Consider the following 20,664-nt stretch of genomic DNA (forward strand, 5'->3'; position numbering starts at 1 on the left):
AACTAGTGGAATACTCTTATGATCCCACTTTCCGTCCGCCTTCAACACTTTTAGAGCTCTAATGAGCACTAGAATTAGGCCGTCAAAAGAGCTTCATCTCATTTTGAATGAGATGAAGCTCTTTTCATATGCTCCGCAAATATTAGTCAACTATATCAAAGTCGATTATCTTTAGGACTGCGTTTTTAACGGCTTGAGTTTGGCTTCAATTTGTTCCCGTTGGGGCTCTAAAAACGATGGTAATGCTAAGCTTTCTCCTAAATGTTCGATTGGCTCATCGATATCAAAGCCAGGTCCATCAGTGGCAAGCTCAAAGAGAATTCCATTAGGCTCACGGAAATATAGTGAGCGGAAATAATAACGATCAACGAAGCCGGAATTGGCAATTCGCGCTGCACGCAAACGGTCCACCCATTTTCTTAAGGTTTCTTCATCTTGAACGCGAAATGCGACATGATGAACACCGCCACGTCCTAATTGCGCTGCGGGAAGATCTTTTCTTTCTTCTAGATAAACTTGTGCACCGGATCCACCTTCACCGGTTTCATAAATTTTAATATCGGCTTGTCCTTTAATTGGAGAAGGATTATACTCCTTTAATCGAAAACCAAGAATATCAGTTAAAATCTTTACTGTTGGTTCAGCATTTTCCACGGTTAATTGAATAGGCCCTAATCCGGTAATTCCATATTGTACGGGAACGGGACTTTTATTCCACGGACTTCCTGGAGCAACTCCCTGATTCATTTCATCGGAAATCAATGTTAGCTGCTGTCCTTCATGATCGATAAATGGGAGGATTTTTCGTCCAGCCTGCTCTTTAATATCAGCATGTTCCACATTATAGTCCATAAACCTTTTTTTCCAATAAGCGAGGGCAGCATCGTTAGGGACGCGCAAAAAAGTGTTGGAAATACTACTGACACCTCGGTAATTACGTGCTAACATGGGAATTTCGAAAAAGGTTAAATCAGTCCCTGGATTCCCCTTTTCATCTGCGTAAAAAAGATGATAGACATATGTGTCGTCTTGATTGACTGTTTTTTTCACTAATCTCATGCCAAGAACATTTGTATAAAAGTCTAAGTTTTCAGCTGCCTTCGCCGTTAAGGCAGAGACATGATGAATGCCTTTCAATTCCATATGCACCAACCTCCATTCCTGTATTGTGCTTTTATTGTAACGATTTATAATCAACTATTCAAAAGTAATTAACTTTTTAACAAGCTAATATGGAAATTTTGCTTTGCCTAATTGACGTACAGTTTAGTTATTGATAAAATTTGATTGTATGATCAATCAGTAATTTGACTAATCGAAATATCCCTGATTGCTGAATGGTGGGTGATAAGATTGAAGGAAGAAAAGGGACGCTCAAGTTTTATTGCGAGTGCGAGACGTGATCAAATGATGGATGCAGCGATTCAAACACTAGACGAAATTGGTTTTATTAAGGCAAGCTTGTCTCAAATTGCGAAGCGGGCAGGGATCAGTACGGCTCTAATTTCATACCATTTTTCATCGAAGGAAGATCTGATGAACCATGTGTTGATGAAATTGATGGCTGATTCTACAACAGCAATTGTAGAACAAATAGAAAAAGTAAAAGGTCCAAAAGAAAAATTAGATACCTTTATAAAAGCAAGTCTTATGTATCAAGCGATTCATCCATCCCGTAATACAGCCCTTTTGGAAATTGTTTTTAATGCCCGCACTCCAGAGAATATTCCTTATTATAAGATGGAAGATGATGAAGAGGAACAACTGACAAATGAATTGCAACAAATCCTTTACGATGGGCAGAAGGAGGGGGTTTTTGCTCCATTCTCGGTAGAAGTGATGACAAGTGTAATTCAAGGGGCTATTGGTGAGTTTATGTTATCGAACAGTAGAATTGCCAGAGAGGTAGATGTAGATACCTATATAAAGGAATTAACGACAATTCTACATCGTACGGTATTAAAAGATAAGGATAAGGGAGAGGCATTAGGAGGAGTAAATGAGAACGGATGATCAGCAAACAATTATCGGATATACGAGAACAACGGGTATAGTATTATTTGGCGTTTTGGGAGGATTGGGCTTCTTTATTGGGTATTTTCTTCCGCAAATAGCTACCTGGGCTTTAACATTGCCTTGGGTTCCTTTTCAAGGTCCGTTAAAATTAATTCACTTTTTTCAAGGCGATTGGATTCATATTGTGCTGGCGATCATTGGGCTGATTGCAGGGATAGTGTTAGCTTTTATAGCAAAAAGAGAAATTCTGATTCTGAAGATAACCGATCAAGAGGTAAAGTTAGAAATAAAAGAGCAGGTCCAGACCCTATTAAAAAACGAGATTGCAGCTATTTTTCCAGATGGAAAACAACTTGTATTTCTCGGTAAATCGGGATATGAGCTAGCACGTGAGAATAATGATGAATCATTAAAAAAAGTAGAGGAAGCTTTTCGATTTCATGATTATCCATGGTCTGGTATGGGTGATCCGTTTAAGGAGGAATACCATCGGTGGATTCCCGACACCTCTGATCTATCTCCTACTGTCAACGCAATTTTGCGGGCACGTGAGAAAGCTCTGCAGGAGAAAAAAGAAGAGGATATCAAAGATTTCCGTCTTGAGTTAGCTAAACTGGGCTATATTATACGCGATGAGAAGACGAGACAATTTTGGCGGCCAGTGAGCAAAGATACCTCCAATAAAGAAGATTGAGAAAGATGAACGGCAGATGGAGGAAAGCCCATCTGCCATTTTGCTAGACTCGGAAATTATAGACTTTTTCACTTGTATATCCCGCTTGGTACTCCTTATCTCATGTCGAATGGAAAAGCAAAGTTCGGCTACAACGTTAGAAGATTGTCCGTCTAAAACAATCACTGGATAAAACCGTGTGTTGATATTTCTCGCAAGCATGAGAAATATCTTCTGGAAGTAAAGATAAGTTTACTGCTTGTAACAGTGCTAGGGCAGGGAGTAGTCAATTAGCGTTTTTGAATAGTAAAATTATCACTAAGAAGCAGCCAATTTTGTGGGAAAGGATATCCGAGCACCCAATAACTTATGCCCTGTAAATGATATTGCTTCACTAAATCGAATTTTGCTTGAGCACTGCGAGCATCCTCATACCAAACTTCATGTTTTTTTCCTTGTTCATCTGTATAACGGAAGTACGGTGATTGTGCCACGGTGTCATATTGAATGGCGACCTTATATTTTAAGGCGCGTCTGAGTGCCTCCTGCATATCAAATGTTTCGGCTTCTTGACCTTCTACATGTGGTAAAAGCCAATCCCGTGCATATAATTGAAAACCCATAAAAATTTTATTCCGGGGAATGACCGTGACCGCGTAATCGATAACTTTTTTCATTTGATTAATGGGGGAAATTGCTTGTGGCGGTCCAAAACGATAGCCCCATTCATAGGTCATTAAAATAACAAAATCTACGATTCTTCCTTGTGCTTCATAATCATGTGCCTCGTATAGAAGTCCTTTTTGCTCGGAACTTGTCTTAGGTGCTACTGCTGTTGAAACGAAAAATCCTAATGGGTGGAGGCGGTTGACAGCCCCTTGTAAAAATTGGTTATAAGCTTCTCGATCGCTTTGCTGCACATTTTCAAAATCGACATTTAACCCTTTATAACCCTTCTCCCTCATCACCTGTACAATATGATCGAGCAATGTGTTTTGAAGCTGTTGATTTGACAGAATATGATGGGCTAATGCTGTTCCAGTTTCTGTAGAAGAAAAATTTGTAATGCACATCATCGGGACAATTTGATTTTCATTCGCCACCTGAATAACCGCTTCATCCTGGAGTGAGCTTAATGTTCCATCTTCTTTCACCGAATAAACAAAAGGTGCAATAAAGGTTAGATATTTTGCCACTTCACGAAGCTCCTGGGCAGCCGTTTCACCAGTATTAATCGTATAAGCATTTACATCAATGACAGGCTTAGGAAAAGGGATGATTAAAACCATACCGGGCACAATTTGGTTGAGATTCTGAATATGATTGGCCTGGATCAATTCTTGAATATTTATTTGGTAATTTTGGGCAATCTGCCATAAGGTCTCTCCAGCCCGTACCACATGTGTACGTGGTGGAATGACAATAATCGTTCCTACACTAAGGGAAGTAGGATGGCTACTCACATGTGGGTTTGCCTGAAGAAGAGCATTAAATTGAATGCCGTATTTCTGCGCAATTCCCCATAATGTTTCTCCTCCACGGACTGTATGGTGAATAGCGGCAATAGGGATCACCAAAGACTGACCAACTAATAGCTGATTCGGATCAGGTAATTCATTTGCCGCTGCAATTAGTTGATCTTGAGTTCCATATTGATTCGCAATTCTATTTAATGTCTCTCCTTTTCTCACTACATGAATAATCATATAAAACCACCCCTAATAAGATCATATGACTATTCTATGCAAGCATTGTAAAGGGAAGAACAGCGTTAGTATGATGAAAAAATTGCATTTAAATTAAAAGTTAATTTTAGATAAAAAAGAACCTATGCTCTGAAAGTGGATTGGAAGCATAGGTTCTTTACAGTATGGTTATTTATTCTTAAAAATCTTAATGCCTTCCTCTGTAAACTTTTTATTTAACATACGGGCAAAGTGAAGGGCAGAAGGACTGTCGCCATGTAGACAGATTGTATCTGCCTGGACAGCAATGTCAATGCCTTCTATTGTCCGCACTTTTCGTTTTTTGACAATACGGATTGCTTGATCTACAGATTGTTCCACATCGTGGATAAGTGCATTTGCTTGATGTCTCGGTGTCAGTGTTCCATCATTTTGATAGGTTCGATCAGCAAATACTTCATTAGCGGTTTGTAAACCTATTTTTTTGCCGGCTTTAATTAATTCACTATTAGCTAGTCCGAATAAAATCAGTTCAGGTTGAAAACGATAGATCGCCTCTGTGATGGCTTCTGCTAATTTTGAATCAACGGCTGCCATATTATAAAGAGCACCATGTGGTTTCACATGCCGAAGTGTACCGCCATGAGCGATAACAAAGCTATGAAGAGCACCGATTTGGTAAAGAACCATTTCAAACGCTTCTTGTGGCGAAATAGCCATTTTTCTTCTCCCAAATCCTTGTAAATCGGGGAGACCGGGATGTGCTCCGATCGCAACGTTATTCTCTAATGCTAACTGAACGGTTTTATTCATCGTTGTGTAGTCTCCAGCGTGTAAACCACAGGCAATATTGGCGGAAGAAATATAGGGCATAATTTCCTCGTCAAACCCAACATTATATGTGCCAAAACCTTCGCCAATATCACAATTTAGATCAATCTGTTCCATATGAAATCCTCCTACTTAAAAATCTCATTCCATTTCAAGTGGCAAGCTTTTTTTATTACTTCCAAATCCCCCAGTTGTTTACGCGTTTTTTGATAAGCAGCTTGTAGAGAAATTTCTTGAAAGGAAAGTTTGCTTCCTGGCCGCATTTGACTTAAGCGCGGAAGGTCACTTCGTATAACTTCACCTATTTTCGGATAACCACCTGTTGGTTGACGATCGGCCATCAAAATAATTGGTTGTCCATTTGGAGGGATTTGAATGCTGCCAAATGTTGTCCCTTCGGTCATTAACTCCTTTGACTCCTTCCGTTCTAAGGTAGGCCCAGATAACCGATACCCCATACGATCTGAGTCAGGTTCTATTGTAAAAGAGCTTGACTCAAAAGTTTGTAAGGACTCTTTTGAAAACCAGTGATATTGTCGACCTCTAATAAAACGAATAGGGGAGTCATTTTTATCGAGATAATTATTGTCTATATAATAAGGGAAACTTTGATTGGGGGGCAGGGGAGGCAACATACCTTTGGCTGGAAGAATATCTCCCTCTTTTATGGGCCGCCCATTTAGTCCGCCTATTTTCGCTTTCACATCAGTGCTATAGCTATCTAAGACCTTTTCTAGAAAAAATCCGTTTTTTACAGCTAAATACGCTCTAACTCCATCTCTCGCATAACCAAAGGATAAAACATCACCTTTTTTGGCGAAGATTGGTTTGCCTTGTGGTAGTTTTTTTTCATTCCAGCTTGCATTCATGTCTGCCCCGAAAATTGCCAGAATGAGGTCTTCCTCGATTGCTAGTGTGGGTCCCTGAAATGTCATTTCTAAAACAGCTTCATCTTCGTAATTATTAAGAAGAATGTTGGCTATCCTTGCCGCCCATTGATCCATTGCTCCGCAAACTGAAATACCTAGACTTTGCCCCCCATACCTTCCAAGATCTTGAATCGTTGTTTGCATGCCTGGCTTCATTACTTTAATCGACATGTTTTCCCTCCAAAGCTTGAAACTCTTCTTTACTGATTGTGATAAAACGAATCAAATCTCCAGATTGAAGAAGGGTAGGTTGATGATGGCTCTGGTCGAAAAGTTGATAAGGTGTTCTTCCGATAATTTGCCAACCACCTGGAGAGGCTAAAGGATAGATGCCCGTTTGCTCACCCGCAATACCAACAGAGCCAGCAGGGATTGTGGAACGGGGAACAGTTCGTCTCGGTGTTGCTATTTTTGAATCCATTCCACCGAGAAAAGGAAAACCCGGTGAAAAACCGAGAAAATAGACAGGGTAAATTTGGCTGATGTGAATTTGAATCACTTCTTGGATCGAAAGCTTGTTAAAGTCCGCTACAAATTTAAGATCTAGCGCATAAGGTTCTTCATAACATACAGGAATCTCTTTGATCTGTTTTTTCTTAATAATTGTGGATAAAGGGGGAGATAACTGTAAAATCAATTCCTTTAATCTTTCGAAAGGGTGATAAGCGAAAATGTCTTCAGGACGATAAAATACTGTAAGCGTAGTATAGGCTGGAACAATTTCACTTACTCCAGGGATAGCGGCTGTTTCAATTGTCTTTTTCCAACTAAGAATCGTATTATTCATTTCTATATTCATTGTATCTCCGAATTCCATTATTAAAGCGTCCTCACCCATTGGGAAAAACTTTATAGAGTCCATGTTTTTCACCTCGTTCAAGATTTATACCTACTACTATACCAAGAGTGGAAATTCTTTTACAGAAACTACTCTTAACATCGTATAGAGATATCTTTCTTCTTAGTGACATTAAAAAGACCAAGTTTTCAGGACTTGGTCTACAGAGGATGTTATAGAATGGTTAATCCGATTTTTCGTCTTAGACTGAAGTAAATCAACCGATAGAATAATAGACAATCGCTAAGACAACGGCTAGAATAATTCGATAGATGGCAAATGGACGTAATTTTACACGGCTGATTAGCGCAAGGAAAAAGCGAATGGAGACCCAAGCGAAAACAAAAGCACTAATAAAGCCAACGATGAAAAAAGGCAAGACATCTAGTGTCATTACATCCCACTTTTTCAAAAGGGAAACGGCGCTCGCCCCAAACATAATTGGAACTGCCATAATAAAAGTGAAATCAGCGGCTGCACGATGTTTCAATCCCATCAAGACACCACCAGAAATGGTTGCGCCTGAACGCGAAAATCCTGGCCACAAGGCAATACATTGAAATAGTCCAATCAGCAGAGCCTGGCGATATGTAATTTCATCGAGGGAGTTCCCGCGAAAATCTCGCTCCTTTTTAGACTGCCGATCAGCGATAAGCATGAGAATAGCTCCTGCAACAAGTGCTAACAGGACTGTTTCAATTCGAAATAAATATTTGTCTATAACGTCTTCAAAGGCTAATCCCAGCACAGCGGCGGGAATAAGACCGACAATAACATGGGAAAGTTTTAAACGAGAATGATTTGTTGGTGTTGATGTGCTTGTCCCTCCAATATTGATCCCGACTAAACTCCAAAGACGTGACCAAAAGACAATAACAACAGCCATAATGGATCCAAGTTGAATCACAACTTTAAATGTATTGGCAACTTCTTGTGAACCTAATAATTGTGCTGATTTGAACAGCATATCATCTACGATAATCATATGGCCAGTTGATGAGACAGGCGCAAACTCTGTCATACCTTCCACAAAACCAAGAATAAGTGCGACAATCCAATCGCGAATATCCATAAGTAACTCCTTTCAGTACTAAACCTTTACTTTCTAGCTAACTTAACATCCATCTTTTATTCAGTTTACACGGTTTTACGGAAAAAAAGAACATATTTATCAATAATTAATAATATACATACACTACTTTTTCATAGTATAATATAATCTAACACCATTTTAAAAAAATAGGAGGTGGACCACCTTTCTGTGAAAGGTGAACCATTTGGACATTGCCAGTTTACTCTTAATTGCTTTATTAATTGCTTTAACAGCCTTTTTTGTTGCTACGGAATTTGCGATTGTTAAAATTAGAAGTTCTCGGATTGACCAGCTAGTAGAAGAAGGAAAGGCGGGCGCAAAAGCTGCCAAACATGTGATTACTCACATGGATGAATATTTATCAGCCTGTCAACTGGGGATTACGGTTACAGCGCTTGGAATTGGTTGGTTAGGAGAGCCAGCAGTCAAAAGTTTACTTGATCCGATTTTTGATAAGTTGCAAATTAATCCATCTGTTTCAACCATTATTTCAGTTGCCGTTTCCTTTTTATTTATTACGTATCTCCATGTTGTAGTAGGAGAGCTTGCACCAAAAACGGTGGCGATCCAAAGGGCAGAAAATGTTACCTTACTTGCTGCTAAACCGATTGTCTGGTTTTACAGATTGATGTTTCCGTTTATTTGGTTATTGAATGGCTCAGCTCGTCTTATAATTAAAGCATTTGGGATGCAACCAGTAACAGAACATGAGACTTCCCACTCTGAAGAAGAGTTAAGAATTATTTTGTCAGATAGTTATAAGAGTGGGGAAATTAATCACTCGGAATTACTCTATGTGAATAATATTTTTAAGTTTGACGATCGAAGTGCGAAGGAAATTATGGTCCCTAGAACAGAAATGGTTTCTCTTTCGACCGATAATAGTTTTCAAGACTGGATGAACATCATAAAAACAGAGAAATTGACACGTTATCCTATTTATGATGGTGACAAAGACAATATTATAGGCATCATCAATGTAAAAGATATTTTGATGGCGCAAATTAATCATACAAAGACACTTTCGGAAATGGAGTTAACTTCTTTTCTCAAACCTGTCATCCTCATTATTGAGACGATTTCCATACAGGAGCTATTCCTGAAGATGCAGCAAGAGCGCATTCATATGGCTGTGTTAATGGATGAATACGGAGGCACATCAGGCCTTGTCACAATTGAGGATATTATTGAAGAAATCGTCGGAGAAATCCGGGATGAATTTGATACAGATGAGCAAGAGGAGATTACTAAGGTTTCAGAAGATCAATATTTATTTAGTGGGAAAGTTTTGGTCAATGAGGTCAATGATATATTAGGAATCACATTATCTGACGAAGAGGTAGATACACTCGGAGGTTGGATTTTATCACAGAATAGTGATGTGAAAATAGGGGACACATTCTCACATGACCAATACTCTTTCACTGTAAATGAAATGGATGGACATCAAGTTCGCTATGTTTCAGCTCAAAAGGAAGAAGCCCTTTTGCAAATGGTTGAAAATGAATAAATAAGAAAGCATGCTGTATTTTCATAGCATGCTTTCTTTATGCATTATTTTGGAGCCATGATTGGTAACACAGGCATTGTTAAGAGCAACAAGGCTTAAGTGCAATTTGATCAATGAGGAGAGTGTATTCCCACTGAGTAGTTTAGTGCAATATATTATTCTCCGAAAACATTGCGCCATTCATCTTTTTTAGAAAGCATTTCACGGGCTAGTTCTTGTGCGCCTTCTAAGCTATGGCTTGCTGCCCATCCACATTGAACTTCATTGCAGGCAGGGACTTCTGTTGCTTGTTGCACATCATTTAGTGTCTTTTCAACTGTCTCGAGGATTTCATCAAAGTCATTATGATTAATGACTGTTAGATAGAATCCTGTTTGACATCCCATTGGACTTAAATCGACGACACTATTATGATGATTACGGATTAATTCTGCCATCAAGTGTTCTAGTGAATGTAGAGCAGGCATTTCCATATGTGCTTGATTTGGTTGTTTGAAACGAAGGTCATATTTATGAATGACATCCCCATTTTCGCCTTCTGTTACACCAGCTAGGCGAATATACGGTGCCTTTACTTTAGTATGATCAAGATTAAAACTTTCAACATTCATTTTTTGAGCCATGATCCATTCACTCCTAAACGATTATTAATTTCTACTATAATATAGTAACATACTTTACTGAAAATTGGTTTTTATATAATTACTCTCTAACTTAGCTAATTATTTGTTTTACTTATTTTTGTTATTCACTTTATTATATCTTGGGAAATTAAGAAGAATAGCTAAGACACCGCAGATACCAAGCGCAATTGGATAAAATGAATAAGGTATAATACTAACGGGTGAAATGGCCGCAAGTCCTGAAGCTACAAGCATTTGTCCGCCATAAGGAACAATTCCTTGCCAGCAGCTTGCAAAAATATCTAGTAGACTTGCGGATTTTCTTGGATCAATCTTATATTCATCCGCAATATCTTTTGCCAACGGTCCTGTCATAATAATCGAAATCGTATTGTTGGCTGTAGCGATATCTGCTACGCTGACTAAACCGGCAATTCCAAATTCTGCTCCCTTTTTTGTTTTCAATTTACTTGTGACAAAGTTTAGTAGCCAATCAATTCCTCCATTATGCTGGATAATGCCAATCATACCTCCGATAAGTACAGCGACAATGGCAATATCCTCCATATTTATAATTCCTTGTGAAATTGCTTTAATCAAACCCGTCATTGTGTAGGAGCCATCGATTAAGCCAATGATTCCGGCAAAAATCGTCCCGCACAGAAGGACAATGACAACATTAACCCCTATTATTGCGGAAACTAGTACAAGAATATAAGGAAGAACTTTAATAAAATTGAAAGGATATTCTCCAAGAGTCTGGACTTCATTTCCCATGGTTACAAGCCATAGAATGATAGCTGTCACGATCGCTCCTGGTAAAATGATAAAAAAGTTCGTTTTGAACTTGTCACTCATTTTAGTTTTTTGCGTCCGTACCGCGGCGATCGTCGTATCTGAAATCATCGATAAATTGTCTCCAAACATCGCTCCTCCGATTACCGTTCCCATAGCTAAAGCCATTGATATGCCTGTTTGTTCGGCAATACCTATGCCAATCGGTGCTAAAGCGGCTACTGTCCCCATGGATGTACCCATTGAAATGGAAATAAAGCAGCCAACAATAAATAGCCCTACCATTAATAAATTACTAGGAATGAAGGATAGTCCCATGTTAACAGTAGAATCTACAGCTCCCATTCCCTTGGCCGTTTCGGCGAAAGCGCCGGCTAATATAAAGATGACAACCATTAAGATAATGTTGGGATGGCCGGCCCCTTTTGTAAAGATTTCTAATTTATTGGTTAAAGTTTCTTTTCTATTCATAGCTAATGCAAAGGCAGCTGCAATGACAATCGCAACATTTAACGGCATATTTGAAAAGTCTCCAGAAATAATTCCATTCCCAATAAAAAGCAACACAAAGATGAGCAATGGCAGTAAAGCAAGAAGACTTCCTTTTTTTGTCTCTTTCGTCATAGAAAAACCTCCCTAAAATTTAAAGTGAATCTTGATGTCTATCGGTTTTAAGCACGAATTAGTTCATTGTCATCCCGCCAGTCACATTTATGCCTTGACCAGTCATGTAATCAGAGTATTTTGAGGCCAAAAAGACGACAACATTAGCAATATCCTCGGGTAATGCCGTTCTTCCTAATGGAATTTGAGAGTTGTCTTCTAAGCGAATCAATTCTTCGTCTAGACCCCGCAGTTCGCCTCCGACTACTCTTTCAGCTCTTTTCATATCAGTTTCTACAATTCCTGGACATACGGCATTTACATTAATTTGGTCAGGGGCTAATTCAATCGCAGCTACCTTTGTCATTCCAAGTACTGCATGCTTTGAAGCCACGTAGCTTCCCATTAAACGATAGCCGTTTTTACCTGCTTGCGAAGAAATATTGATGATTTTTCCCCCTTGGCCTTGTGCTTGCAAAACTTTGGCGGCTGCCTGCATGCAGAGGTATACGCCCTTTGCGTTTACATCCATCGTTCGATCCCAATCTTGTTCTTCTATGTCCACCATATAATCCATGGTGGAGATACCTGCATTGTTTACTAAAATATCCAATCTTCCAAAATGATTGGTTACCTTCTTTATCATTTCCTCGACTTGATCGCTTTTAGATACACTCGTTTGGACATAATATAGACGGTCATTTGGAGCATCCTCTATTATGGACATATCAGCAATTGCTACATTCGCCCCACAATCTAAAAACGCCTCGACTATGGCTTTTCCGATGCCATTTGCCCCGCCTGTGACAATCGCTACTTTTCCTGTAAGATTTATAGTATACATTTGTTTATTCCCCTTTTTAAGATAAGTGTTAGAGGTGTTGAAAAAGCTCGGTGAAAACCGGACACCCCAAATTTCTGTGTTGCTAACAGAGGTTTATCGTAAAATCTTTCTAATGCTATTTTTAATACAATGTGAGCCAGTTGGCTATTAAGAAAAATTAAAGAACAACAGACAAAAGCATTAGAGATAAGCTTCAATCTGCTGTTGGTAGATGGAAAGATTATCCTAAAATTTTTTGTCATACGCTCCCGGTGTATTAAATGAAAAAGTCATCAATAGCTAAATATAGCTTTTTAAGTCATCCGCAAATAAAATGAAAAAACCTCTTCCTATAAGCAGAAGAGGTTTTAAAACATGGTAAACTTCCTCTTCTCATCTTCAAGTAAATAACTACTGGAATTGGCACAGTACTTCTAAGAGTCCGCTGCCGAGGTTTCGTAGGGCCAGTCCCTCCACCTCTCTCGATAAGAAAATAGTATGATTTATGTAATTGATTACTAATAAATTAACCCAAATAACTTGGTAAGTCAATAGTTTAAGTAGGAGTTTTTCCCTTGTTAAAAGGATATTATACAATGCGGTGTCATGGAATGAAAAATACAAGGAAGTTAAGTGACGTAATTTTAATAGTGTTATGTGGTAGGGTTTTGTGGATGGATTGTGGATAACACTGTGGATATTATTTATACAAAAAGTTAAATCTTATAAAATACAAGGATACTAACAAACTGTGTATAAGTGAGGGGAGTTCTGTGGATAATGTGGATAGTTTTTGGGGTAACTACTAAAACTTGGCGTCCATCCTTTTATTTCCTCCAGAATTTACTAAATGATTGGTTTTCCATAAGTGCCAACGCCTGTTAAAGGCTAACTACTTGCTGTTCCTAGCAGTTAACCACACATCTTTGTGAGACAGGACGACCTTCAAAACCAGCTGTTTCCACACAGATTGCCTCAGATTCATTCTCAAAAAGAAGCAGACTATTTCCATTTAATAATTCCTTTGCAGCTATTTTAGTTTTCGTGATTATCTTTGTATTAGCGCTAGTTAACACATTTTCTGTTATTTCTTTTGGCAAAGAACTTATGACAACATTTGTGCTAGTGTGACCCTCCTGTAATAAAGGTTTTAAAATATGTGTTTCAAGAGTATCTATATTGATGGTTCCTTCAACAAATAACAAAGTGGATTTTTTATTATAGCTAGGAAGGTCTAATTCCCTTATCTTTAATGCAGTATTGGTTGGATAATGGAATTCTGTTTTCATTAAATTTACGTTAGCCGTCATATCATTTGAAAAAGTTTCTCTCAATTTATTAGAGTTTCCGACAGGGGGATTCTCCGTATTATTTTTCGTTTGTTTGAAGAACTCCACGCGAATACCTCCTAAAAATTGGACTTATGCATTTAATATGAACAGAAATAGATCATAACATTCGCTATAAGGGAAAATGAAAAGTAGTTCCTAGAAATAACTCCATTAACGATTGTTCGAATTGAAGGTTTGCTATATTTTTAGTTGGACAGTTGCTTTTGCCGTGATATAATAAAACAAATTACTACGAATGTAGTTTTACCTTTTATACTACAGATGTAGTACTTAATTAAATAATTAAAGGATGAAATGAAGATATGACCAGGCGAATGAAAAGAAGAAAGCGGAAAATTACTCCATATTTAGTATTAATTTTGATGATCGGAATAGGCGGGTTTATCTTTTTACAATTCATACAGGCAGAAAATCGTGATCAAGTTCAAGAAGTAGCAAATCACTTTTTGCAAATATTAGAGGAGAAAGAGTATGAAAAATTGGCTGATGTACTTGATGAGCAATCATATACAGAGCTTGGCTATACTTTGGACGAAGTAAGAGATAAATATGATCGTATTTTTAATGGCATCCCGATTCAAAACATCCATGCTACTGAGGTAAATATAGAAGAAATAGATGATAAGGAACAAATGCTTTCATTTCAATTAAGCTTCATAACTCCTTTAGGTGAGATAAATGACTTGGAATATGAGACAAAGATTGTGAGGAAAGAAGATGCCTATTTTGTGAAATGGGATCCTTCACTAATTTTTCCCGGAATGGAAGGCAAGGATAAAGTGGTTTTTCGTACTTATCCGGCAGAACGTGGAGAAATTAGCGACCATCTTGGTAATAAATTGGCCGCTAATGAGAATTTTAAATGGGTAGGTATTGTGCCGAAGGAATTAGGACAAGGAAGGGAAAAAGAGAAACAACTGCAAAAGATAAGTAAACAATTTGCTATTTCATTAGATGAGTTGGATGAAACATTGCAACAAAGCTGGGTAAAAGAAGATTTATTCGTCCCTCTTAAAATTATTGAACTTGATGAAGTAAAAGCATTACCAGGGGTTGCTTATCAAGATGCTAAAGTTCGCTATTATCCATTAAAAGAGGCTGCAGCTAATTTAATTGGTTATATTGGAAAAGTTACAAGGGAGGAACTAGAAAAAAATCCCCAATTATCTGAAGCAGATTTGATTGGAAAAATGGGATTAGAGAGAGCCTTTGATAAGGAATTACGAGGCAAAGCTGGTGGGGAACTCTTTATTGCGAATGAGGATGGAGAGAATAAGCAAGAAATCCAAAAAGTGGAGACAATTAATGGGGAAAATATCGAATTAACAATTGATGCTTATATTCAGAAGGAAGCTTTTGAACATCTAAAAGGAAATGCGGGGGCAACGGTCGTTATGAATCCTAAAGACGGAGGGCTTTATGCTTTGGTTAGTTCTCCCTCATTTGATCCTAATAAAATGGTTCAAGGGATATCCCAGAAAGAATATAATGATTATGCAAATGATGAGAATAAACCCTTTGTTTCTAGATTTGCGCTTGGCTATGCGCCAGGATCTACATTTAAGACAATTACTGCAGGTATTGGGCTTGATGCAAATGTAACCCGCCCAGATAAGCTGAGAGAGATAAACGGTTTAAATTGGCAAAAGGATGAAAGTTGGGGAGGTTATACTGTTACACGAGTTTCAAATGTAAAAAAAGTGAATATGAAACAAGCTTTAATACACTCAGATAACATCTATTTTGCACAAGAAGCTTTAGAAATGGGAGAAGCAACGTTTAGCGATGGTCTGCAGAAATTTATCTTTGATGAAGAATTAGATTTACCAATCGCAATGAACCCTGCGCAATTATCGAACCAAGATAAACTAGATTCGGAAATCTTATTAGCAGATACGGCCTATGGACAAGGAGAATTATTGATCACTCCTATTCAGCAGGCAACGATGTACTCGGTTTTTCAGAACGATGGAAATATTATATATCCGCGGCTATTAAAAGATAATAAACAGAGAAGAACAAAAGCCGCCCTAACGAGCAAAACTGCCAATGAAATAACAGAAAGTTTGGTTGAGGTAGTTCGTGATCCAAATGGGACTGCTCATCTCCTGTATAGCCCGCAGTATCATCTAGCTGCCAAGACTGGAACAGCGGAGTTAAAAAAGAAACAAGGTGAACAAGGAAATGAAAATAGTTTTTTACTTGCGTTTGATACCGGGGCTGATGACTTCTTAATGGTTTCTCTCGTTGAAAACTATACTTCCGGAAATTCTGCAACCAAATTAAATCAAACATTTATTGAGCAGCTATATTCCTATTTTCAAAAATGGGGGGAATGAAGGAAACCCTATTTGACCGTCTCCTTATTTGTTTTATATAATTAATACTACAAATGTAAGAGTGGAGGAGGGGGGACGAAAGTGAGAGATATCCCACCAATATCGGAAGCAGAGTATGAAGTAATGAAAATTGTTTGGAAATATGAGCCCATTTCAACTCCTGAGGTTGTAGAAAAGGTAATGGAAATAATTGATTGGAAACCGAATACGATACAAACAATGCTTGCTCGTCTGGTGAAGAAAAAGGTCTTGAAAACTGAAAAGGATGGTAGAGTATTTGTTTACACTTCACTTGTTCAGCAGTCTGAATATGTTGAGCAAAAAAGTAAATTATTCCTCAAGCAGTTTTTTAATGGAGCATTGAATTCTATGGTATTAAACTTTATTGAAAATGATCAGCTATCCAGGGAAGATTTAGCCGAACTAAGAGAAATATTATCTGAGAGGGATAAGAAAAAAGGGGGAGAATAATGGATACTTTTATACATCGTTTTTTGCTAAGTATACTGCTAGTCACTCTGCTTATTGTTACGATTGTTTTGCTCAAAAGGGTATTGAATAAGCATCTTTCAGTAAAAGCACATTATAAGATCTGGTTTTTTCTGTCCATTCCCCTGATAACTCCTTTTTTTCCATGGGGTTTTTTCAAACTAGAAATAATATCAGATTTATTTAAAACAATACTTACTCAAAATAGTAATCTCTCTCTAACGAATAATAGAGTCGCAGGGGCTTCAGTTCCCTATTTAGAAAATCGTGATTTATTACATGATTTGGCTGTATCTGTTAATAGGTCAACCTCTGAATTTTTCTTTAATCTGGGAATGACCATTTGGGTGCTTGGCATGGTCATTCTAGTTGGATGGATCATTTATTCCAATATACAAATACGACAGATTAAAAAAACAGCCTCATTTATAAAAGACCATAAAATAAATGAGTTGTTAGAAGAATGTAAGGAGATTGTTGGTGTAAAAAGAGGCATATTATTACAAGAAAGTTCCAAAATAAACTCTCCGTTAACATTGGGGTTATTAAAGCCATATATATTATTACCGCTTAATACTTGTAAAGATTTTTCTTTACATGAATTAAAATATGTTTTTTTACATGAACTTAGTCATCAAAAAAGTAAAGACGTGCTTATTAATTATATTATGTGGATCTTGCAAACTATTTATTGGTTTAACCCATTCGTTTGGTATGCTTTAAAACGGATGAGGGTAGATCGTGAATTAGCTTGTGATGCGTCTGTGCTGAACCTCATAGATGAACGTGCATTCATCGAATATGGGCAGACAATCATTCATTTTGCGAGTGGAAAATATAATCATGCATATCAGCAATTTGTTCCGGGAATGGGAGGAACAAAAAAGCAAATGAAACAAAGAATTTTGAGCATTGCCAAGTACACTAGAGATTCGCAAAGACTAATATGGAAAAGCAAAGCAATTTGTATAGCCTTAGGAATTTTAGTATTAGGCCTTACTCCGTTTACCTATGTAGTAGCCAGTTCGGATGATGTCTATGAATTTACCAAGAAAAATATTATTTATGAAGATTTAAGTAACTATTTTAATGGTCATGAAGGTAGCTTTGTTTTATATGATGCCACAAAAAGGCAATATCTCATCCATAATCGAGAAATGAGTCAACAAAGGGTTTCTCCTAATAGCACATATAAAATATACTCTGCCCTATTTGCCCTGGAATCAAAAGTAATCTCTCCGGATAGCAATGACCAGGTTTGGGATGGAAGAGTTCAACCCTTTAAAGTGTGGAATCAAAATCAGAATTTATCTACAGCAATGGGAAGTTCAGTAAATTGGTATTTTCAAAATCTAGATCAGAAGGTTGGTAAAGAACAATTACAGGATTATTTTCATAAAATTAAATATGGAAATGAAAATATTTCGGGGCCGTTAGATAGTTATTGGATGGAATCTACCTTGAAAGTTTCGCCCATTGAACAAGTCGAACTACTAGTTGCGTTAGAAGAAAATGACTTTGGTTTTAAAGAAGAAAATATTCAAGCTGTTAAGCAAGCCATCTCGATTGAGAAGAAAGAAAGAGGACAGTTATTTGGAAAAACCGGTACTGGCACAATAAATGGCCAAGATGTGAATGGTTGGTTTATTGGTTATATAGAAGAAGCAGGCCAATTTTATTATTTTGCAGTTAATATTCAGAAAAACGGAGTAAATGGTAGTAAGGCAGCGAACATTGTCAAACATATATTAGACGATAAAAACATTTATTGGCATTCAGAGTAGTGCATTCTAGTTTTATTCATTGGTTGTTGATCATCGATGAGTTTATTTGCTGGTTGAGGCGTCAATGAGGTCAGGTATACAGTATGGAAAAGGTAAAAGCGGGATATAACTTCAGTAAATGATACCCTCGGAAAGGAATTAGCTCCTTTCAGGGTATTTTTTAAGAATAAATACTACATATGTAGTATTTATGGTATTTTGAAAAGTGAAAGGTGTCATTACATGAATAACAAAATTCATAAAGCTAAATTACTTCGTTTCAATTTTCTTATTTTCATTATTTTTTGTACGTTTATTTTGCTGATTATTAGATTGGGCTACTTGCAAATCACGAAAGGGGAAGATTTTGATCGTGAATTAAATCAAACAGATGTTGTAATTGTTGAGAAGCCTGTCCCAAGAGGCTCCGTTTATGATCGCCATCATCGGCTTTTGGTTGGAAATAGGGCGGTGGAGACCATTACTTATTTTCGGGATAACGATGTAACATCAGATGACATGCTAGAAATAGCAGAAAACCTTACTAAATATATTTCCATTGATCATAATCAGCTTAAACTATATGATTTGCAGGCCTATTTCTTTGCTAAATATCCGGAGAGGATTAACAAAAGACTTACGAAGGATGAACAACAATTAGAAAAAGGGGAGCTGTATGAAGCCCAACTGGCCAAGGTAACGGACCAAGACTTGGCTACTTTATCGGAATCAGATAAAAGTGTTGCGATGATCTACAAAAAGATGAATAGTATATCAACATTTAATATAGGGACCATTAAAAATAAACAAGTAACAGACGAAGAAGTAGCAAAGGTCAGCGAAAATTTGTCACAATTACCAGGGATTGATGTCACGATAGACTGGGAAAGAGACTACCATGCAGGGGATATGTTAAGAAGTGTATTTGGTTCAGTTACAACGAAAGAGGTAGGATTGCCGAGTGATCAACAAGAATTATTACTAGCTAAGGATTATGCGTTAAATGATCGGGTCGGTAGTAGCTATCTTGAAAAGGGTTATGAAGATGTACTGAAAGGTGCGAAGGAACAATATGAACTTATCATAAACAAAGGTGAAAGAGATAAATCAGTTTTAAGAAGGGAAGGGAAAAAGGGGGACAATCTTGTATTAACTATTGATCTTGATTTTCAAAAAAAGCTAGAAGATATTGCTACCAATACATTAATTCAACGCCGAGGTAAATTGGCAGATCGCCTTTATATTGTTGCCACAAATCCCCAAAATGGTGAGATACTTGGCATGGTTGGAAAAAGGCTAAATATGACAACAGGTAAAGTAGAAGATGATACATTGGGTGTGTTTAATTCTCAATATACAATGGGTTCAAGTATAAAGGGAGCTACTGTTCTTGCGGGCTATATGGATCAAGTTATTTCACTTGATGATAATACATTAGTGGATAAACCACTTAAATTTGCAGAAACGAAATCGAAAAGTTCTTGGTTTAATCGAAATGGACGTGTGGTTTTAAATGATTTAAGTGCGTTAGAAACTTCTTCGAACTCTTATATGATGCAACTGGCTCTGCGTATGGGTGGCAAATACGATTATACATACGATGAAAGATTACAAATGGATAGTGAACAAGTTTTTAGAAAGCTAAGGTACTATTTAGCACAATTTGGACTTGGGGTTTTGACAGGAGTTGATCTACCAGGTGAAACCCCTGGTCTAAAAGGACTGGAATCAAATCCAGGGCTTGCTCTTGACCTTTCTTTCGGTCAATTTGACACCTATACCACTTTACAATTGAATCAATATATATCAACGATTGCAAATGGGGGTAATCGGATTGCCCCAAGAATAGTAAAAGAGATAAGAGGAAATACAGATCAGGGAGAGATCGGTGAACTTAAAACATTATTTTCTCCGAAGATTTTGAATCATGTAGATATTGACGGAATTTATATCGATAGAGTTAAGTCTGGTTTATATAATGTCGTACATGGTAGTCATCAGCATGGTACAGGAAAAAGGCTTGCTCATTTATCATATAAGGTTGCTGCTAAAACAGGAACAGCACAAGCTTTTTATTCGGGGCCTGTTCAATCTGCCAATATGAGGGCAGTATGGAATTTAACCTTTGTTGGATATGCTCCGGCTGATCATCCCGAGATTGCTGTTTCTGTTGCTTTGCCCTATATGGATACAGATAAAGAAGAGGCTATTCTCGATATCCCGCGCAAGGTATTTGATGCCTACTTCGAATCATAAGATTGGAAGGAATTCCCTCACATTAAAAACCCGAAGGTCCGATTGA

General features: G+C 37.5%; 18 protein-coding genes and 1 riboswitch. Of the genes, 8 read left to right on the top strand and 10 right to left on the bottom strand.

Going from position 1 to position 20,664, the window contains the following annotated elements:
* Window positions 1–171 precede the first annotated feature (171 nt).
* Window positions 172–1,143 (bottom strand): ring-cleaving dioxygenase, encoded by a 972-nt coding sequence (locus J2Z23_RS03665; RefSeq protein WP_057988603.1) that lies wholly within the window; start codon window positions 1,141–1,143, stop codon window positions 172–174.
* 210 nt (window positions 1,144–1,353) lie between these two features.
* On the opposite strand from J2Z23_RS03665, the gene J2Z23_RS03670 reads away from it, so the two are divergent.
* Both J2Z23_RS03670 and J2Z23_RS03675 read left to right on the top strand, forming a co-directional pair.
* Window positions 1,354–2,013, top strand: a complete 660-nt coding sequence (locus J2Z23_RS03670) for a TetR/AcrR family transcriptional regulator (protein ID WP_238482592.1) — start codon at window positions 1,354–1,356, stop codon at window positions 2,011–2,013.
* Entirely contained in the window at window positions 2,000–2,710 is a 711-nt protein-coding gene (locus tag J2Z23_RS03675) for a YqeB family protein (protein WP_209973224.1), read from the top strand. The genes J2Z23_RS03670 and J2Z23_RS03675 overlap by 14 nt, the downstream gene beginning before the upstream one ends.
* A gap of 269 nt (window positions 2,711–2,979) precedes the next feature.
* On the opposite strand, the gene J2Z23_RS03680 is transcribed toward J2Z23_RS03675, so the two are convergent.
* The 5 genes from J2Z23_RS03680 to J2Z23_RS03700 form a co-directional block, all read right to left on the bottom strand.
* Window positions 2,980–4,395 carry a glycoside hydrolase family 18 protein gene (locus J2Z23_RS03680; protein ID WP_064467785.1) on the bottom strand — a complete coding sequence of 472 codons (1,416 nt, stop codon included), beginning with the start codon at window positions 4,393–4,395 and terminating at the stop codon, window positions 2,980–2,982.
* A gap of 168 nt (window positions 4,396–4,563) precedes the next feature.
* Complete coding sequence (locus J2Z23_RS03685; protein ID WP_057988596.1) at window positions 4,564–5,322, bottom strand: LamB/YcsF family protein; 759 nt, start codon at window positions 5,320–5,322, stop codon at window positions 4,564–4,566.
* 11 nt (window positions 5,323–5,333) lie between these two features.
* Window positions 5,334–6,305: a 5-oxoprolinase subunit C family protein gene (locus tag J2Z23_RS03690; RefSeq protein ID WP_209973226.1), complete on the bottom strand. Its 972-nt coding sequence runs from the start codon at window positions 6,303–6,305 to the stop codon at window positions 5,334–5,336.
* Window positions 6,295–6,996 carry a 5-oxoprolinase subunit PxpB gene (gene pxpB / locus J2Z23_RS03695; RefSeq protein ID WP_057988592.1) on the bottom strand — a complete coding sequence of 234 codons (702 nt, stop codon included), beginning with the start codon at window positions 6,994–6,996 and terminating at the stop codon, window positions 6,295–6,297. The genes J2Z23_RS03690 and pxpB overlap by 11 nt, the downstream gene beginning before the upstream one ends.
* Before the next feature lie 193 nt (window positions 6,997–7,189).
* Window positions 7,190–8,044, bottom strand: a complete 855-nt coding sequence (locus J2Z23_RS03700) for an undecaprenyl-diphosphate phosphatase (RefSeq protein ID WP_057988590.1) — start codon at window positions 8,042–8,044, stop codon at window positions 7,190–7,192.
* A 205-nt stretch (window positions 8,045–8,249) separates the two neighbouring features.
* On the opposite strand from J2Z23_RS03700, the gene J2Z23_RS03705 reads away from it, so the two are divergent.
* On the top strand, window positions 8,250–9,575 hold the full coding sequence (locus J2Z23_RS03705) for a hemolysin family protein (RefSeq protein WP_209973228.1): 1,326 nt from the start codon (window positions 8,250–8,252) through the stop codon (window positions 9,573–9,575).
* Between the two features lie 155 nt (window positions 9,576–9,730).
* Here the strand turns inward: J2Z23_RS03705 and J2Z23_RS03710 are convergent, their stop codons facing one another.
* Window positions 9,731–10,198, bottom strand: coding sequence for an S-ribosylhomocysteine lyase (locus J2Z23_RS03710; RefSeq protein WP_209973229.1), 468 nt, complete (start codon window positions 10,196–10,198; stop codon window positions 9,731–9,733).
* Between J2Z23_RS03710 and J2Z23_RS22775 the strand changes: the two genes are divergently transcribed.
* Complete coding sequence (locus tag J2Z23_RS22775; protein WP_420795704.1) at window positions 10,181–10,243, top strand: hypothetical protein; 63 nt, start codon at window positions 10,181–10,183, stop codon at window positions 10,241–10,243. The two genes, J2Z23_RS03710 and J2Z23_RS22775, sit on opposite strands and share 18 nt — an antisense overlap.
* A gap of 63 nt (window positions 10,244–10,306) precedes the next feature.
* On the opposite strand, the gene J2Z23_RS03715 is transcribed toward J2Z23_RS22775, so the two are convergent.
* From J2Z23_RS03715 to J2Z23_RS03725, 3 genes are all read right to left on the bottom strand, one after another.
* Window positions 10,307–11,617 carry a Na+/H+ antiporter NhaC family protein gene (locus tag J2Z23_RS03715; protein ID WP_209973231.1) on the bottom strand — a complete coding sequence of 437 codons (1,311 nt, stop codon included), beginning with the start codon at window positions 11,615–11,617 and terminating at the stop codon, window positions 10,307–10,309.
* Between the two features lie 58 nt (window positions 11,618–11,675).
* Window positions 11,676–12,440, bottom strand: a complete 765-nt coding sequence (locus tag J2Z23_RS03720) for an SDR family NAD(P)-dependent oxidoreductase (protein WP_209973233.1) — start codon at window positions 12,438–12,440, stop codon at window positions 11,676–11,678.
* A 369-nt stretch (window positions 12,441–12,809) separates the two neighbouring features.
* A riboswitch (SAM riboswitch) is annotated at window positions 12,810–12,911 on the bottom strand.
* A 413-nt stretch (window positions 12,912–13,324) separates the two neighbouring features.
* A complete protein-coding gene (locus J2Z23_RS03725) occupies window positions 13,325–13,816 on the bottom strand; it encodes a spore germination protein (protein ID WP_209973235.1) in 492 nt (163 codons plus the stop codon).
* 269 nt (window positions 13,817–14,085) lie between these two features.
* On the opposite strand from J2Z23_RS03725, the gene pbp4 reads away from it, so the two are divergent.
* From pbp4 to J2Z23_RS03745, 4 genes are all read left to right on the top strand, one after another.
* Window positions 14,086–16,110, top strand: a complete 2,025-nt coding sequence (pbp4, locus tag J2Z23_RS03730; RefSeq protein WP_238482593.1) for a penicillin-binding protein PBP4(5) — start codon at window positions 14,086–14,088, stop codon at window positions 16,108–16,110.
* Window positions 16,111–16,191: 81 nt separating this feature from the next.
* Window positions 16,192–16,581 (top strand): BlaI/MecI/CopY family transcriptional regulator, encoded by a 390-nt coding sequence (locus tag J2Z23_RS03735; RefSeq protein ID WP_057988572.1) that lies wholly within the window; start codon window positions 16,192–16,194, stop codon window positions 16,579–16,581.
* Window positions 16,581–18,383: a BlaR1 family beta-lactam sensor/signal transducer gene (locus J2Z23_RS03740; RefSeq protein ID WP_209973239.1), complete on the top strand. Its 1,803-nt coding sequence runs from the start codon at window positions 16,581–16,583 to the stop codon at window positions 18,381–18,383. Before J2Z23_RS03735 ends, J2Z23_RS03740 begins: the two co-directional genes overlap by 1 nt.
* A 222-nt stretch (window positions 18,384–18,605) precedes the next feature.
* Window positions 18,606–20,618 carry a peptidoglycan D,D-transpeptidase FtsI family protein gene (locus J2Z23_RS03745; protein ID WP_209973241.1) on the top strand — a complete coding sequence of 671 codons (2,013 nt, stop codon included), beginning with the start codon at window positions 18,606–18,608 and terminating at the stop codon, window positions 20,616–20,618.
* Window positions 20,619–20,664: the final 46 nt, after the last annotated feature.

This window comes from Lederbergia galactosidilytica (assembly GCF_017873565.1).
GTDB classification, from domain to species: domain Bacteria; phylum Bacillota; class Bacilli; order Bacillales; family Bacillaceae_C; genus Lederbergia; species Lederbergia galactosidilytica.

Excerpts from the sequence above, each read along its gene's own strand:
- J2Z23_RS03745 (WP_209973241.1), top strand. The coding sequence starts at position 18,606 with ATGAATAACAAAATTCATAAAGCTAAATTACTTCGTTTCAATTTTCTT.
- J2Z23_RS03710 (WP_209973229.1), bottom strand. The coding sequence starts at position 10,198 with ATGGCTCAAAAAATGAATGTTGAAAGTTTTAATCTTGATCATACTAAA.
- J2Z23_RS03675 (WP_209973224.1), top strand. The coding sequence starts at position 2,000 with ATGAGAACGGATGATCAGCAAACAATTATCGGATATACGAGAACAACG.
- J2Z23_RS03680 (WP_064467785.1), bottom strand. The coding sequence starts at position 4,395 with ATGATTATTCATGTAGTGAGAAAAGGAGAGACATTAAATAGAATTGCG.
- J2Z23_RS03665 (WP_057988603.1), bottom strand. The coding sequence starts at position 1,143 with ATGGAATTGAAAGGCATTCATCATGTCTCTGCCTTAACGGCGAAGGCA.
- J2Z23_RS03720 (WP_209973233.1), bottom strand. The coding sequence starts at position 12,440 with ATGTATACTATAAATCTTACAGGAAAAGTAGCGATTGTCACAGGCGGG.
- pxpB (WP_057988592.1), bottom strand. The coding sequence starts at position 6,996 with ATGGACTCTATAAAGTTTTTCCCAATGGGTGAGGACGCTTTAATAATG.
- pbp4 (WP_238482593.1), top strand. The coding sequence starts at position 14,086 with ATGAAAAGAAGAAAGCGGAAAATTACTCCATATTTAGTATTAATTTTG.
- J2Z23_RS03740 (WP_209973239.1), top strand. The coding sequence starts at position 16,581 with ATGGATACTTTTATACATCGTTTTTTGCTAAGTATACTGCTAGTCACT.
- J2Z23_RS03685 (WP_057988596.1), bottom strand. The coding sequence starts at position 5,322 with ATGGAACAGATTGATCTAAATTGTGATATTGGCGAAGGTTTTGGCACA.
- J2Z23_RS03690 (WP_209973226.1), bottom strand. The coding sequence starts at position 6,305 with ATGTCGATTAAAGTAATGAAGCCAGGCATGCAAACAACGATTCAAGAT.
- J2Z23_RS03700 (WP_057988590.1), bottom strand. The coding sequence starts at position 8,044 with ATGGATATTCGCGATTGGATTGTCGCACTTATTCTTGGTTTTGTGGAA.
- J2Z23_RS03715 (WP_209973231.1), bottom strand. The coding sequence starts at position 11,617 with ATGACGAAAGAGACAAAAAAAGGAAGTCTTCTTGCTTTACTGCCATTG.